Below are 15728 nucleotides of genomic sequence, written 5' to 3' on the forward strand. Positions count from 1 at the left end.
GGTCATGACCACGTTCACCAACTGCCGTGTGGTCACCGGGGACGGCGGCGCGACGCGAACCCAGCTGGCGGTGTCCGAAGGGCGGGTCGTGGAGACCGGATCGGGACCGATCGTCGATCTGGGCGGCCGCATCGTGCTGCCGGGGCTGATCGACCTGCAGGCGAACGGCGGCGGCGGCGTCATGTTCAACGCCGACCCGACCGTCGACGGCCTCCGCCGGATCGCCGCGGCCCACGCGCGGTTCGGCACGACCGCCCTGCTCGCGACCTTCGTCACCGACCACCTCGATCGCATCGACGTGGCGATCGCCGCGGTCGAGGAGGCCATCGCCCAGGGAACCCCCGGGATCGCCGGCATCCACATCGAAGGCCCCTTCCTGGCGGAGGCCAAGAAGGGCGCGCACGACGCCTCGAAGTTCCTGGTCCTCGAGCCGCAGCATCTCGACCGGATCACCGCGCTGCGCGGCGGGCCGACGCTCGTCACCATCGCCCCTGAGAGCGCCTCGCCGGAAATGGTCGCCGCCCTGCGGGCCCGCGGCGCGACCGTCGCCATCGGCCACAGCAACGCCACCCTCGCCCAGGCGCAAGCCGCCATCGAGGCCGGCGCGCGCGGGTTCACGCACCTCTACAACTCGATGTCGCCGATGGTGGAGATGGCGCCCGGCTGCGTCGGCGCGGCGCTGAGCGACGACAGGACCTGGGCCGGGATCATCGCCGACGGCGTACACGTCGAGCCGGAGAAGCTGCGGATCGCCTTCAAGTGCAAGGGGCCGGAAGGCCTCGTGCTGGTCACCGACGCCATGCCCTGCGCGGGACTGGCCGAGGGCTCGGTCTTCCATTGGGAAGGCCAGGCCTATGTCGGCCGCGATGGAGCCTGCTGGAACGAGGCCGGCGTGCTGGCCGGCAGCGCGCTGACCATGATCGCGGCCGTACGCAATGCCGTGAGGCTGCTGGGCGTTCCCCTCGAGACGGCGGTCGCCATGGCGTCCAGCACGCCCGCCTCGGCGATGGGCTTCCACGACCGCGGCCGCCTGGCTCCGGGCGCGCGAGCCGACTTCATCATCGTGGATCGCGACCTGCGCAGCCTCGAGACCTGGATCGGCGGCGAGCGGGTCGCCTGAGATCAGGCCGCCGCCGTCAGCGCCGCGTCGATCACGAGGCGCGGCCGTCGACAGGCGTAGATGACGCTCGCCGGCCATTGGGGATCGAAGCCGCCCGCGCTCCGCAAACGCGCCAGGGCGGCGGCCTTGTGCGCCCCGTGCAGGATCATGACCGCGGCCCGCGAATGCCGCACGATCGTGCCGAGCCCGATGCTGACGCCGTGGGTCGGCACCTCGTCCAGCGAACGGAAGGCCGGAAAGGTGGACAGGTTGTCCTGTCGCGTCGTCTCGGCCAGCCGCACGACGCGGGTGGTCTGGTCCAGGGTGGAGCCCGGCGGGTTGAAGGCCACGTGGCCGTCGCTGGCGCCCGAGGCCAGCAGGAACAGGTCGATGCCGCCCAGGCGTTCGATCAGGGCCTCGTAGGCCTCGGGCCGCTCCGGGTCAGGCCCATGAAGATTGGCCGGCGGCAGGCCGGGGAGCCCCGCCAGGATATGGCGCCTGGCGAAGCCCAGACAGCTGTTGTGGGCGGAGACGGGGACGCATCGCCAGGCCTCGCCGTCGCGCACGACGAACTCGTCCATCATGATCAGGTGCAGCCGGCCGAGCGGCGCGCCTCCGGCCTGTTCGGCGAGCGCCTGATAGACCGGCAGGGGCGTGCGGCCCGCCGGGCACCCCAGGACGTAGTTGCGCCCAAGCGCCTCGCTCTCCCGCACGCCCGCCAGGATCTCGCGGGCCAGCGCGGCGCCGATGTCCGCCGGCGCGGCCATCGTCTCGGCCCGGATGTCGGCCCTCACTGCGCCGCCCGGCAAGGCGTGTAATCGATCGCGTCGACGGCGATCTCCCCGCGGCGCACCTCAACGAAGGGCGCCCCGTCGCGGACGCCGGCAAGGCCGTAGCCGGTCTCCGTGGCCAGCAGGGCCGAGATGTCGCCGGGCAGGGCCGGCGCCAGCGTCAGCCGCCGGGTCCGCGCATCATAGTCCTGGCCGGTCATGGCCCGGAGCAGCGACCAGGACGACATGGGGCGTCCGTACCAGTGCCCCCACTCGAACTCGCTGAACGGGTTGCGCACACGCCCGTCGTAGCGCGAGCGCGCCGCCCGGACGATCTTCAGGCCAGCCTCGACCTCGCCGCACATGATCAGGTGGGCGGCGACCTGGTACTCGATCCCGGTCCACGCCTCGTCGCTGTAGACGAAGGGAAAATGCGGCGGCGACCCGTTCGGCCAACTGCACAACAGGAGCGCCGACTCGTCGCCCAGCGCATAGGCCGGACGCTGCGGATTGGCGTGGTCGCGCAGCGAACGGCGGAAGTTGTACCGATGGACCGATCGCAGGTGCGTGGCCACCTTCGCCGGGTCCAGCCCGGTGTCCAGCCCCGAGACCCGCGCCAGCCACTCGCCCAGGACGCCATCGGAAAGGCACCCGTCCGCGTATTGGTACTTCGGCCCCTCGCGCTCGATGCTGGCGCGGGCCTCCGTCGACATCGCGCCGGCCAGGGCTTCGTCGGTCCACTGGACCTTCTGGATGAAGAACTCGCCGTTGAAGAGGTCGTTCTCCAGGCGACCTCTGACCCGCTCGGCCAGGACGCGGTAGCGTTCCGCCGGCTCGCCCAAGGCGTCGGCCATCGCCTCAGCGGCGCGCAAGGCGCTCAGGTAGAAGGAGCCCGCCATGCCATCCGGACCCCAGAACTCGATGTCATAGGTGTTGTGGTGGGGTTCGGTCAGCCACCCGGCCTCCGCCGGATCCCAGGTGCGGATCGCATACTCGAGGCTTGCCACGACGCGCGGCCAGAGCCGGCGCAGCCAAGCGTCGTCGCCGCAGATCCGCCAGTCGCGGTAGACCTTCACGATTCCGCCGAACTGGCCGTCGGCCGCCGGTCGCGCGCGACGCGGGTTGGGCCGGATCGGCAGCTGGGCGCGGAAGTTCTGGTGGCCGTCGTCGTCCTGGTTCTCGAAGAACTCCGTCTCGCGCAGCGTCCGCTCCAGGGACGGGAACAGATGCGGGATGGACTGCGCGTAGTTGAAGACGTGCGTGCACGACCCTTCGAAGCTGCCTTCGTTGTCGGCGCACCCTTCCCACATCCAGAGCCGCCCGTCGGCCTGGCGCATGACGGTGGGCGACTTCAGGGTTGTCAGGTTCGCCGAGACGGCCTCGAGGACTTCCGGCGGCAGGCGCTGGTCCGCGAGGCTGGCGGCGAACACCTCCGACGCATCGCGAAGGCGATCATAGTTCTGCGCCCAGAACGCCGCGAGTTCGGCGGCGTCCGCGAAGCGGCCGCCGTACCACGGCACGAAGGTCTCGGTTCCGTCGGTGCGGCCCTTCGGGTCGAATGGCCCGCCGCCGCGGCGTAGCGAGGTCTTCGCCACGAACCAGGACAGCCGCAGGCGCACGCGGCGCGTCTCGCCAGGCTCCAGGACGAACGGGACGTACAGGCTTCCGCCGTCGCTCGGCGCGCCCTCCTCGTGCGCGCCCGCCGCGGGAATTCGCCCTTCGGCCAGGCCGCGCCAGAGATCCGTCACCGGGTCCCACCACCCCCCTCGGAACCAGCGGGCGCCGGCCACCGCGCCGGGCGCGTCGGTTTCGACGGTGAAGCGCCCCTCGTCCTCGGGTCGGGCGTCGTCGCCCGACTGCCAGAGGGAAAACCCGCCGTCCGCGGTGTCCACGCCCGCGGGCGACTTCGAACCCGCGACGCGCATGAAGTTCCGGGCGTGAAACGACAGGATGGTCTCGACGCGCTCGGCCGCGATGTTCCGGATCTCGTATTCCAACCCTGCGACCGGCAGGCTGGAAGCGTCGGCGTCTCCAGGAACGAAGGGGCTCCAGGCGACCAGGCGACAGGCCAGCGGGCCGCCCGGCGCCTCCAGCGAGAGCTCGGCGAACGGGAAGCGCGGCGCGAAGCTGGCGTCGGCGAACCGCGGGAGGCCGAAGGTCTTGCCCTGTTGGCCGCGGCCCGTGCCCGTGGAGTCGGGCCAGGGATAGGTGAGCTTCCAGGTCGGGACCGGCCCCTCGATCACGCGAGCCCCCTGCCCCGAGGCCCCCGACCATCGGACCGCGGCGAACACAAAGGGCTCGTTCAGCAACGCCGGCGCGTTGCGAACCGACACCGCCGTCAACGCGCCGGTCCCCGACAGGCCGACCATGCCGGCCCCCAGCCCGCCGAGGGGGAACACGATGCGCTCCGCCTTCGCCCCGGAATAGGTGGAATGCGATCCGTTCTGCGCCACGCCAGACATCCTTGACCAATTACCTAGTGACCACTAACTTTCTTGCGACGCGGCGGTCAAGCGCCGAACCCGAGTGTCCCCATGCCCTTTCCCCGCCCGACCCAGGAACAACTCGATTTCTTCGCCCAGCACGGCTGGCTGGTGGTCGAGGATGCGATCCCGCAGGCTGACCTCGACCTTCTGGAAAGCAAGTGCGAGAGCCTGCTGACCGACAAGGAGCGGCTGGCCTTCGACTGGGCCTGGGACGAAAACGAGGATCGCGAGAACCGATCGTTCCGCATCGTCCAATCCTGGCCATCCCTGGTCTGGAAGGAGATCGCCGACCAGCCCTACCGCAAGTGGCTGGTCGACTTCGGCTCGGCCCTGATGCGAAAGCCCATGGCGTTCTGGTACGACCAATATCTGGCCAAGCCGGCCGGCAAGAGCGTGCCCACCGAATGGCACCAGGACGAGGGCTACTGGGGCCGCGATCTCGACGACAAGGGGATTACCTGCTGGATTCCGCTGCAGGACGTCGACGCCACCAACGGCTGCATGCATTTCATCGACGGCGGCCACCTCGACGGCGTTCTGCCCCACCGCCGCGTGGAGGGCATGGCCAGCGACCTCCTGACCTGCAGCCCCGACGAGCAGCGCACCGTGGTCTGTCCCATCAAGCGCGGATCGGTGACCTTCCACCACTCGAAGACGCCGCACATGACCACCGCCAACACCTCGCGGCGCTGGCGCAAGGCGGTCGCCAACCACATGAGCGCCGTCGGCGTCGAAGGCGAAGGCGACCACTACCCGTGGCGCGTGCACGTGAACCAGCGACTGGACATCGCCGGGGCGGCCGAGAAGCGCTGAACTCCGGGCTGGCTTGTTGCGGGAAGCGGCGGGTCGGACCTCGCCTGGGACGCACTCGACGATATCCGGAACGGCGGCAGGGTGCGCGCTTGAGCCTGGCGGCCGGACGTGCTGGGGTTGGAGCCACCTTGGCCTTGATCGCCTCGTCCGTGTCCAGCGCGGCGCTGGCGGGGACGGGCCGTGAGCCCGGCGGCGGCGACGCCCGCACGACTTCTATCCTTCGAACGGACGCCTCGAATTGACAGACACCGCGCCAGCCCCGCCGAAGCGGACGCGGGCCCGACAGCAGAGAGCCGAGGATACGCGCCAGGCGATCCTGGACGCCGCCACCATCGAGTTCGCCGACAATGGGTACGACGGCGCAGCGACCCGGGCCGTCGCGGCGCGCGCCGGGGTGAACCAGCCGCTGGTGACCTATCACTTCGGGAGCAAGGAGGGGCTCTGGCGCGCCGTGATCCAGGCGCTGATCGCCGACTACAGGGCCCAGTACGAGGCGCACCTGACGGAGGTCACCGATCTCGAGCCGGTGGCCCGCCTGCGGGTGATCCAGGAAGAGTTCATCCGCTTCAGCGCCAACGGAACGGTCTTCCACCAGATCATGGCGCACGTTGCGCGCAAGCCGAGCGAACAGCTCACCTGGATGGTCGAGGAATATCTGCGGGACGTCTACGAGACCCGGGCGGAGTTGATCCGCGCCGCCCAGGCGGCCGGCAAGTACGTCGCCGGCGATCCTTTCCACCTGCAGTACCTGTTCCTGGGCGCGGTCACCCGCATCTACCTGCTCGCCGCGGAGGTGGAACAGGTCGCCGGCTTCTCGCCGTCCGACCCCGATTTCCTCGATGAGCACGTGCGGGTCTGCCTGTCCCTCTTCTTCCGGGACTAGGCGTGCGGCGGACTGCATTTTAATTTGATCGATCGATAAAAATAAGTAACATGCCAGTCAGCAGCGCCGGAGAGCGGCTGCGTAGGGAGGGCATGTTGAGCAGCTCATTGAAGAGTGGGCGCCGGCGCACGGCGCTGGCCAGCGCATCGATCGCGGCCTTGGCGGGTCTGGCCGCGTCCTCGGCGACAGCGGCCGAAACGGCCGAAGCGATCGTCGGCGAGGTGGTGGTGACCGCCCAGAAGCGGGCGGAATCCCTTCAGGACGTCCCGATCGCCATCTCGGCCTTCAGCGGCGACCAACTGGCGGCGGCCGGCGTGGACGGCTCGGCCGAGCTCGAAAAGGTCACGCCCGGGCTGGTGATGAGCGAGTCCGGCCGTGACGGCCAGATATTCATCCGGGGCGTCGGTTCAACGCGCCTCAGCGGCGCCGGCGCCGATCCGAGTTCGTCGGTCTACATCGACGGGGTCTACCGCTCGCGCGGCAGCGCGGCCCTTCTCCAGCTCCTGGACGTCGAGCGGGTGGAAGTGCTCCGCGGACCGCAGGGCACGCTCTATGGGCGCAACTCGACGGGCGGCGCCATCCGCTACATCAGCAAGTCGCCGGAGCCGACCTTCGGCGGCGAAATCACCGGCGGGCTCGGCGACTACGACCTGCGCCGGGCGAGCGCGCGGGTCGACATCCCGCTGATCGCGGACCGCCTGCTCGTCCGGGGGTCGGTGCTGCGGGTGAAGCGCGACGGCTACATGAAGAACCTGGAGCGGCCCGGCGAGACCTTCGGCCGCCAGAACCTGACGGCGGGCCGGCTGACGGTGCTATTCACGCCGAGCGAGACGCTGAGCGTCACGCTTCACGCCGGAGCGTCGAAGGACGATTCCGACCAGACCGCGCTGAAGCACTACATCGATCCGCTGGGGCCGTTCAGAAACGCCGAGATCATCGCCGATCCGCGCAAGGTGCGCGCCGACTACGGACCGCGGAAGGCGCCGGTGAAGACCTCCTATGTCGATGCGACGGTCGCATGGGACCTGGGCTTCGCCACCCTGACGTCGATCTCCGGCTATAACTCGCTGGACGCCGGCCCCTATCAGGGCGACCTCGACGTGACTGAAATCGCCGGCGTCACCGACGGGCGCGACGGGCTGCCGAACGGCATTGCGGACGGGGGCAAGACCTACACCCAGGAATTCAACCTCACATCCAAGGGCGCCTCCTCGCTGGAGTGGGTGCTGGGCGCCTTCTACCTGCACGACGACAACTACACGGTCCGTCAGGGGCTCTACGTGCCCCTGATTCCGGCCCTGGCCGCCAACCACACGACCTACAACGCCTTCGGCGACACCGACGCCTATGCCGCCTTCGTGAGCGGTTCCTATCAGGTGACGCCGCAACTGCGCCTGAACGCCGGCCTGCGCTACAGCCGCGAGACCAAGTCGATCGACCGCGGCCGCTACCTGAACTTCGTCCTGCAAGGCGCGACCCATCACGACCGCAAGACCTGGGATTCGTGGACGCCCAGGATCGGCGTCGACTTCACGCTGAACGACGACGCGATGCTGTATGCGTCCTTCTCGAAGGGCTTCAAGAGCGGCGCCTTCAACGCCTCGTCCTTCGATCCGGCGGTCAATCCCGAGAAGATCGACGCCTACGAAGCCGGCGCCAAGACGCGCTGGTTCGACCGTCGCCTGACCCTGAACCTCGCGGCCTTCTACTACGACTACAAGGACCTTCAGGTGCAGGGCCTCGATCCCAACCGGATCGGCGTGGAGATCATCAGCAACGCGGCGGGCGCCGAGATCAAGGGCGCCGAGCTCGAGGCCAACTGGCGGGTGACCTCCAGGTTCCGGCTCGACGGGTCGCTGACCTGGCTGAACGCCGAATACACCGACTTCCCCACCCTGGCCGGCAATCTGAAGGGCAACAAGCTGCCGAACGCGCCGACCCATACGGCGAGCCTTCGGGCGGAGTACACGATCCCGCTCGGGGAAGCCGGCGACCTGCGACTGAACGGCGACGCGTACTTCAGCGCCCGGCGGTACCTGAGCGAGACCAACAACCGGCAGAACGCCTCGCAGCCGGCCTACAGCCTCTACAACGCCCGGGCCACGTTCACGCCCGCCAACGGCAACTGGGACGTCTCGATCTACGGCAAGAACCTCTCCGACGAACTGGTGTTCTCCCGCACGGTGACCCAGGCGGCCCTGCTACGCACCGGCTTCCTGGCCTATCTCGAGCCGCCCCGGACGTGGGGCGCCGAGGTCAGGTTCCGGTTCTGAGGCCAGCGACGCGAACGTCGCCCGCCGGCGCCGCTCCGGCGCGGGCGGGCGACGCCGACGGGTCGTGACGCATGATGCGCACCGCAAATCCAGCCCCATCGCGTGCCGCAGGAACCGAGCCGCAGGCCGAGGGCCTCTACGGCGTCTATGTCCTGGCCGTCCTGGTGCTGGTCTACATCCTGAACTTCGTCGACCGCCAACTGCTCTCGGTGTTGGCCGAGGCCATCAAGCGCGACCTCGGGATCAGCGACGCCGACCTCGGCTTCCTCTTCGGCACCGCCTTTGCGGTCTTCTATGCGGTGCTCGGGCTTCCGCTGGCCAGGCTGGCCGACACCTGGAACCGCAGGACGCTGATCGCCGCGGGGCTGGCCGTCTGGAGCCTGATGACCGCGCTCTCGGGCCTGGCGCGCGGTTTCCTGCCCCTGGCGCTCTGCCGCTTCGGAGTCGGCGCCGGCGAAGCCAGCGCATCTCCGGCCGCCTATTCCCTCCTGTACGATTGCTTCCCGCCCCGGGTCCGCACCACCGTGCTGGCGATCTATTCGAGCGGCGTCTTCCTGGGCCAGGGGATCGGCCTCTTCCTCGGTGGAACCCTGGTCTCGATCTGGGCGCGCCAGTGGCCGGACCCGTCAGCCGCCCCGCTGGGCCTGCACGACTGGCAAGCGGCCTTCATGCTGGTCGGGACGCCGGGCCTGCTCCTGGCCCTCTGGATCCTGACCTTGCGAGAGCCGATCCGCGGACGGCTGGACGGGATCGAGACCGCGCCCCATCCGCACCCGGTGCGCGACGCCCTCGCCGTCCTGCGCGCGATGATCCCGCCGTGGAGCCTGATGGCGCTGATCGCCCAGGGCCGGAGCCGGGGCCCAGCCTGGACCAATATCGCGATCCTGGTCGGCCTCGGGGCGTTGGTCGCCCTCCTGGTGCGGGCGACCGGCGACGCCGAGCAATGGATCGCCCTCGGCGCCGGGGCCTACGCCGTCGTCGCCTGGGCGCAGAACCTGCGCCTGCGGGACCCGGACGCCTTCGGCCAGATCTTCGGCGCGCCAGCGTTGCAGCTCACCGTGTTCGGGGCCGCCGCCGCCAACTTCATGCTCAGCGGCTACGGCTTCTGGACCGTGCCCTACTTCCAGCGCCAGTTCGGGTTGAGCGCGGCCGAGGCCGGGCTGATGGTGGGCGGCGCGACAGCCGCCATGGGCTTCGTGGGCGTCACCATCGGGGGATACGCCGCCGACCAGCTGCGGGCGCGCCACGTGGCCGGCAAGCTGGTCGTGGTGCTGGTCAGCCTGATCGGGTCGCTCGCCTCGGCGATCTGGCTGCTCGCCGGACGGGATCCCGACGCGGCGTTCCACGGGACCCTGTCGCTCCTGCTGTTCTCCTCGGCGGGGCTGGGCCCCTGCGTCTCGACGCTCAACGACCTTGTCACCCCGCGCGTGCGGGCGACCACCTCGGCCTTCGGCTTCATGGTCACCTACCTCGTGGCGGGCGCTCTGGGGCCCTACCTGGTCGGCAAGGTCAGCGACGCCCTCGCCGGCGGCGGCGTTCCGCCCGGCGAGGCGCTGGGCCGCGCCATGGCCGCAAGCCTTCTGATTCCGGTGGCGGGCGTAGGCCTCGTGCTCCTGGCGATCCGCGCCCTGGTCCGCGATGCGTCGCGCCACGACCGCTCCGCCGCCCGCCGTCCGCTCTGATTTCCGTATCGTGTTCAGGATCCTTCATGCCGCCCAGTTCCGAATTCCCGACCGGCCTTGGCCCCCTCTACGAGCTGACCACGCCGCTGGAGACCCGCTCGATCTCGTTCGAGAACCCGACAGGGGCGCGGGGGGGCGGCGGCCGCGCGGCCAGTCCCCTGGGCGTGGGGCGCAAGGGCGCGCCGGCGCGGTTCGTCGCGCCCGGGGAGACCGTGGATCTGGCCGATATCGAAGGACCGGGGACGATCCGGCACATCTGGATGACCACAAGCCTGACGCCCGAGGCGATGCGCGGCCTCGTCATCCGCGCCTGGTGGGAGGACCAGGAACACCCGTCGGTGGAGGCGCCGCTCGGCGACTTCTTCGGCTTCGCGCACGGCTACACCCCGCCCTACGAGTCCGAAATCCATTCCGTCGGCGAGCGCAACGGCCTCAACATCTGGCTGCCGATGCCATTCCGCAAGCGGGCGCGGCTGACGCTCTCCAACGAGCTGGGCAAGCCGACCCCCCTCTTCTACCAGATCGACTACACGCTCGGCGATCGCCACGCCGCCGACGTGGGCCGGCTCCACGCTCTGTTCCGCCGGGAGAACCCCACGACGCCGGGGCGCGACTTCGAGATCCTGCCGCAACGCCGCGGCCAGCCCGGCCGCTACCTCGGCTGCGTCATCGGGGTGCGGCCATTGTCGCCCGACTGGTGGGGCGAGGGCGAGGTGAAGATGTTCCTCGACGACGACGGCGACTTCCCCACCATCGCCGGGACCGGCGCGGAGGACTACGTCGGACTGTCGTTCTGCATCCAGCAGACGCCCTTTCGCCTCCACGGCGCCAACTGGCGGGAACGGGACGACCGGATCGATACCGGCCGCGTGTCCATGTACCGCTGGCACACGCTCGACCCCGTCTTCTGGCGGCGTGAGCTGAAGGTGACGGTGCAGCAGATCGGGCTGGCGGCCACGTCCCGGCCCCCCGCCACCTTCGAGGCGTACGCGGACCTGTTCCGCGAGCGCGCCGACGACTGGTCGGCGTGCAGCTTCTGGTACGAGGCGACGCCCAGCGCTCCCTTGCCGCCGTTTCCGCCACTCGCAGACCGCATCGCCGACCTTCCGCCCGGCCACGCGGCCCAGACCTGATGAATGGAGCCCCTCTCATGAGCTACCCGACCCCGACGCCCGATCAGGTCGCCTTCTTCCAGCGCCACGGCTGGCTGGTCGTCCAGGACGCCATCCCACAGGCGGATCTGGACCTGATCGAGACCCACTGCCAGCGACTGATCGACGAGAAGGAGTCGCTGGCCTACGACTGGGCGTGGGATGCGCGCGAAAGCAAGGACGAGCGCACCTTCCGGATCATCCAGTCGCGGCCGCACTTCGTCTGGCCGGAGATCGAGGACCAGCCGTTCCGGAAATGGCTGGCGATGTTCGGATCAGGCCTGATGAACCTGCAGATGGAATTCTGGTACGACCAGTTCCTCGGCAAGCCGCCCGGCAAGAGCGTGCCGACCTACTGGCATCAGGACGAGGGCTATTGGGGCCGGAACCTCGACGACAAGGGGATCACCTGCTGGATCCCGCTGCACGACGTCGACGCCACCAACGGCTGCATGCATTTCATCGACGGCGGCCACCGGCAGGGCGTCCTCACGCACCACCTCGTCGATGGCGTTCAGAGCGATCTGCTCACCTGCGAGGTCGATGAGGCCGATATGGTGGTCTGCCCGCTGAGCCGGGGCGACGTGACCTTCCACCATTCAAAGACGCCGCACATGACGACCGCGAACACCGGCGACGCCTATCGCAAGGCGCTCGCCAACCACATGCAGGCCGTCGGCGCCGGCGGCGAAGGCGATCACTACCCCTGGAAGGTCAAGGTGAACCAGCACACCGGGGATCGGTCGCGTCCGGGCGAAGGGGCCTGAACGCACCCGGGCGGCGCCGGCGCGTGGCGAACCGCCAGGCCCCCGCGTTCAGCCGCACGTCCGGCCCTGACACGAGCCATCCAGCGGCTTCCAGACGATGGCCCCGGTGCGGCGCGCTCGCGCGGCGGCGCCGTGATCGTCGGCCACCGCGGCGTAGAGGCGATCTCCCCGTCCGTTCACCGCGGGCGCGAAGCAACGCCGCGAGAACGTCTGGGTCTCGAGCGTGCGGCCGGCATGGTCGATGCGCATGACCCGCGGAGACCCGGCGTCGGCGAACCACAGGCCATGCTCTCCGGCCGCGCAGCTTCCGTCGGGCCACGTCCCCGGAGCCGGAGCGATCGTGCGCGCGCCGCTTTCCAGGTCGAAGATCGACACGCGCTCGCCGAAGGTCTCGGGCACGTAGAGGCGCCGCTCGTCGGCGGACAGGCTGATCCCGTTGGGAAAGCGGATGTCGTCGTGGAACAGCACGCCCTGGCGCAGGCTGGGCTCGACGAGGATGATGTTGCCGGACGGGCGCGGCGGCGCGGCGTCCAACTCGGAACCGATCGTCGCCACATAGGCGCGCCCTTCGCGGCTGACACAGAGCCCGTTCGGCCGGAGGCGCGCCAGGGGCGCGACGTCGGCGTAGGTGGAGGGGCCTCCGGCCTTCGTGAAGGCCACCACGCGGCGCCCTACGACATCGACGACAAGCAGCGTCCCGTCGGGCAGCCACCCGATGCCGCCCGGCGTGAAGCCGAGCTCGATCCGCCGCGCTTCCCGGCCGTCCTCGTCCGCGGCGAGGATCAGGTCGGCGCCGGCGTCGATGAACCAGAGCAGGCCGTCACGCCACCTGGGTTCCTCCGGAAACGAAAGTCCGCCGACCAAGACCCTTTCTTCCGGCTCGATCCGCCCCGTCATGACGCACGCAGCGCGTTCAGGACGTAGGCCGTGGTAGTGTAGTGGCCGACCAGGAACAGCAGTTCGATGACGAGTTCGGCGCCGAAGCGATCGTGAAGCCGATCCCAAAGGCCGTCGTCGATCGTTGAGCGTCCGTGCAGCGCGTCCGCAAGGCCGGCCACGAGCTCCCAGCGCGGCTCGGGCCAGGCCTCGGCGGACGCATCCTTCCATCCCGCGAGCATGGCCGCAGGAAGGCCGGCGGCGATCGCAGCCGGCCAATGGCTGCGCCACTCGTAGTCGCAACCGGTGTTGTGGGCGACCCGGAGGATCGCCAGCTCTCGAAGGTCCGCCGGCAGTGCGCCCTTGGTCAGGAGCTCCGAGCCCAGGCCCAACCAGCGGCGGTAGAGGCCGGGATGGTTCGCGATCAGCCGCTGACCGACGGAGGGCGGCGCGCCATAGTGCCCGGCGACGCGCGCGAACAGGGTCGCCAGGGGCTCGCGTTCCGTGTCGGCCGGAACGGGCGCCAGGCGCGGGCCGGGCGATGTGATCGACCCCAGGTTCACGATGCCCCGCCATTGAGCTGTTCCACCAGCGCGAGCCGGTCGTAGACGACCTGCTGGCAGGCGACCTTCCCGTCGACGATCCGGTACCGCGCCACATAGGGGCCCGAGATCCGGACGCCGGTCGGCGCAAGGGTCTGGCCGCCCGGCAGGGCCAGCGGACCGGTGTGCAGACCCGACATGATCGCGAAGTCGACAATCTCGTCGCCGTCGACGAAGCGGTGGGTGGTCTCCACCTCGTTTTCGCTGAACGCGTCGAGCCAGACGTTCTCGGCCAGGACGCGGGCCGCCTTGCCGACCAGTTCCACGCCCGGAGCCTGGTAGCTTACGTCTTCAGCCCAATGCCGCGCGATGCCGTCGAGGTCTGATCGCCGGAAGGCCGCGTGCATGGCGTCCACCACCTGGGCAGGGGTCGGAACGGGTTCGGTCATGGTTGTCTCCTGGCAAGGGGCTGCCGGAGCCGGGGGCGACCCAGCCCCCAGCGGTTCTCGTCACGCCTTCCGGGGCGCGAGGGACGTCGGGTAGCGGTCGCCCACGATCGCATCGGCGGGCGCGGCGCGATCGATGGCGGCCATGTCCTCGCGGCTGAGCGAGACGCCCAGGGCGCCGATGTTCTCTTCCAGCCTGTCCAGCCGGCGCGTGCCGGGTATCGGGACCACGTGCGGCCCGCGCGCCAGGACCCAGGCCAGGGCCAGTTGGGCGACCGTGCAGCCCTTCGCGGCCGCGATCCCGGCCAGCCGGTCCACGACCGTCAGGTTCTGTTCGAGCGCGCCGGGCTGAAAGCGGGGCAGGATCGTGCGGAAATCGGCGCCCGTGAAATCCTCCGGGCTCCTGTAGGCGGCCGTAAGGAGGCCGCGTCCGAGAGGCGAGAACGGAACGAAGAGCGCGCCGATCTCGCCGCAGGCGTCGACCATCGCCTCGACCTCGGGTCCGCGCGTCGACAGGGAATATTCGCTCTGAACCGCGGCGATGGGATGGACGGCGTGCGCTTCGCGCAATTCGCCCACGGTCACCTCCGAGAGGCCGAGGTTCCGGACCTTCCCTGACTCGACCAGGCGCGAGAGTTCGCCCACGCTGTCCTCGATCGGCGTGATCCCGTCGAGCCGGTGGAGATAGAACAGATCGATGGTCTCGACGCCGAGGCGTTGAAGCGACGCCTCGCAGGCGGCGCGGATATAGGCCGGACTTGTATCGCGCCGCTGGTCGGCCGGGGTCGCGCCGCGGACGATGCCGCACTTGGTGGCGATGACCACCCGGTCCCTGTTGGCGCGCACGAAGCCGCCGATCAGCCGCTCGTTCTCGCCGCGGCCGTACATGTCGGCCGTGTCCAGGAAGTTGACGCCGAGGTCCAGCGCGCGCTGCAGCACCCGCTGGGCGTCACCCGGGTCGCTGGCGCCGTAGAACTCGGACATGCCCATACAGCCCAGGCCGAGCCGGGACACCGTGAGCGACGTCGTTGTGGTGGCGGTCTGCATGGAGGTCTCCAGTGTGCTTCAGGCCGACGCGGCGAGGGGGAGCTGGCTCACGACGGCGACGCGCCGGCGGTGGGCCGAGGGTGAAGAGGCGCCGATCAGGCGCGCCGCGGCCCCGCTCGCGGTCGCGCCGGTCACGAACGCGGTTTCCAATTTCGTCATCACCACCATCGGATAGCGGTTGCTTTCTGGATTTCACTTGCTCCGCGACCTAGTCGCTTGCGATCCGGATTGCAACTGCTATTTCGAAGACATGGCGACGCCGCGAAAGAGACTCACCCGCGAGGAAAGCCAGGCGCAGACGCGGCAGCGCATCGTCGACGCGGCGCGGGCCGTCGTGGCCCGCAGCGGCTTCGCTGGGGCCTCGGTGCGCGATATCGCCGAGGAGGCCGGCTACACCCAGGGCGCGCTCTACTCGAACTTCGCCGGCAAGGAGCCGATCATGCTGGAGCTGCTGCGCCAGCACATGCGCGAGGAAGCGGACCAATTGCGCGCCATTGTCGAGGGCTCCGACGCCGGGGCGTCGCTGGCGCGGCTCGGCGCCTGGGCGGCGACGCTCAACGCCGACGTCGACTGGTCGATGCTCGCCCTTGAACTCCAGCTGCTCGCCCACAGATCCGCGACCTTCGCCGCCGAATACGACGCGGTGCACGAGGCCCATGCGGAGGAGCTCGGGCGCATCGTGGCGGCCTTCTACAGATCCCAGGGCCGCGAACCGCAGCTAGACCCACGCGAACTGGCGGCGGGCTACATGGCGCTGGCCCACGGCCTGGCCCTGCAGCGTCGCAAGGACAGCGAGGCCCCAGCCGGGAAGCTCATCATGACGTTCGTCGAGGCCCTGCTCGCCGGCGCCAAGCCGAGCGCCGGCTGAGCCACACGCCGGTCGGGATCAGGAC

15 protein-coding genes are annotated in these 15728 nt (G+C 69.9%); 8 read left to right on the plus strand and 7 right to left on the minus strand.

The annotated features are described in order from the left end of the window. Positions 1 to 4 precede the first annotated feature (4 nt). On the plus strand, positions 5 to 1120 hold the full coding sequence (gene nagA / locus GC203_RS03785; RefSeq protein ID WP_293451493.1) for an N-acetylglucosamine-6-phosphate deacetylase: 1116 nt from the start codon (positions 5 to 7) through the stop codon (positions 1118 to 1120). A 2-nt stretch (positions 1121 to 1122) separates the two neighbouring features. Here nagA and GC203_RS03790 read toward each other — a convergent pair whose 3' ends face one another. Beyond that, positions 1123 to 1908, minus strand: coding sequence for a 6-phosphogluconolactonase (locus tag GC203_RS03790; RefSeq protein WP_293451495.1), 786 nt, complete (start codon positions 1906 to 1908; stop codon positions 1123 to 1125). Continuing rightward, positions 1890 to 4322, minus strand: coding sequence for a GH116 family glycosyl hydrolase (locus GC203_RS03795; protein WP_293451497.1), 2433 nt, complete (start codon positions 4320 to 4322; stop codon positions 1890 to 1892). Before GC203_RS03795 ends, GC203_RS03790 begins: the two co-directional genes overlap by 19 nt. Before the next feature lie 81 nt (positions 4323 to 4403). Here GC203_RS03795 and GC203_RS03800 point away from each other — a divergent pair, with 81 nt between their 5' ends. The 6 genes from GC203_RS03800 (at position 4404) to GC203_RS03825 (ending at position 11924) form a co-directional block, all read left to right on the plus strand. Then, complete coding sequence (locus GC203_RS03800; RefSeq protein WP_293451499.1) at positions 4404 to 5168, plus strand: phytanoyl-CoA dioxygenase family protein; 765 nt, start codon at positions 4404 to 4406, stop codon at positions 5166 to 5168. A gap of 238 nt (positions 5169 to 5406) precedes the next feature. Then, on the plus strand, positions 5407 to 6051 hold the full coding sequence (locus GC203_RS03805; RefSeq protein ID WP_293451501.1) for a TetR family transcriptional regulator: 645 nt from the start codon (positions 5407 to 5409) through the stop codon (positions 6049 to 6051). 158 nt (positions 6052 to 6209) lie between these two features. Further along, entirely contained in the window at positions 6210 to 8324 is a 2115-nt protein-coding gene (locus GC203_RS03810; RefSeq protein WP_293451503.1) for a TonB-dependent receptor, read from the plus strand. Between the two features lie 71 nt (positions 8325 to 8395). After that, positions 8396 to 10006, plus strand: coding sequence for an MFS transporter (locus GC203_RS03815; protein ID WP_293451505.1), 1611 nt, complete (start codon positions 8396 to 8398; stop codon positions 10004 to 10006). 26 nt (positions 10007 to 10032) lie between these two features. Next, positions 10033 to 11139, plus strand: coding sequence for a glycoside hydrolase family 172 protein (locus GC203_RS03820; RefSeq protein WP_293451507.1), 1107 nt, complete (start codon positions 10033 to 10035; stop codon positions 11137 to 11139). Positions 11140 to 11156: 17 nt separating this feature from the next. Continuing rightward, positions 11157 to 11924 carry a phytanoyl-CoA dioxygenase family protein gene (locus GC203_RS03825; RefSeq protein ID WP_293451509.1) on the plus strand — a complete coding sequence of 256 codons (768 nt, stop codon included), beginning with the start codon at positions 11157 to 11159 and terminating at the stop codon, positions 11922 to 11924. 48 nt (positions 11925 to 11972) lie between these two features. Here the strand turns inward: GC203_RS03825 and GC203_RS03830 are convergent, their stop codons facing one another. Genes GC203_RS03830 through GC203_RS03850 form a run of 5 tightly spaced genes read right to left on the minus strand, consistent with a single transcriptional unit; the run spans position 11973 to position 14994 of the window. Beyond that, positions 11973 to 12788, minus strand: a complete 816-nt coding sequence (locus tag GC203_RS03830) for an SMP-30/gluconolactonase/LRE family protein (protein WP_293451511.1) — start codon at positions 12786 to 12788, stop codon at positions 11973 to 11975. Positions 12789 to 12817: 29 nt separating this feature from the next. Further along, positions 12818 to 13363 (minus strand): carboxymuconolactone decarboxylase family protein, encoded by a 546-nt coding sequence (locus GC203_RS03835; RefSeq protein ID WP_293451513.1) that lies wholly within the window; start codon positions 13361 to 13363, stop codon positions 12818 to 12820. After that, on the minus strand, positions 13360 to 13791 hold the full coding sequence (locus GC203_RS03840; RefSeq protein ID WP_293451515.1) for an ester cyclase: 432 nt from the start codon (positions 13789 to 13791) through the stop codon (positions 13360 to 13362). Before GC203_RS03840 ends, GC203_RS03835 begins: the two co-directional genes overlap by 4 nt. A 60-nt stretch (positions 13792 to 13851) precedes the next feature. Beyond that, entirely contained in the window at positions 13852 to 14835 is a 984-nt protein-coding gene (locus GC203_RS03845) for an aldo/keto reductase (RefSeq protein ID WP_293451517.1), read from the minus strand. 18 nt (positions 14836 to 14853) lie between these two features. After that, positions 14854 to 14994 (minus strand): hypothetical protein, encoded by a 141-nt coding sequence (locus GC203_RS03850; protein WP_293451519.1) that lies wholly within the window; start codon positions 14992 to 14994, stop codon positions 14854 to 14856. A 91-nt stretch (positions 14995 to 15085) separates the two neighbouring features. On the opposite strand from GC203_RS03850, the gene GC203_RS03855 reads away from it, so the two are divergent. Continuing rightward, a complete protein-coding gene (locus GC203_RS03855; RefSeq protein WP_293451521.1) occupies positions 15086 to 15703 on the plus strand; it encodes a TetR/AcrR family transcriptional regulator in 618 nt (205 codons plus the stop codon). The last annotated feature ends 25 nt before the right edge of the window (positions 15704 to 15728 follow it).

Origin of the sequence: Phenylobacterium sp. (assembly GCF_016124325.1) — a bacterium.
Classification (GTDB): domain Bacteria; phylum Pseudomonadota; class Alphaproteobacteria; order Caulobacterales; family Caulobacteraceae; genus Phenylobacterium.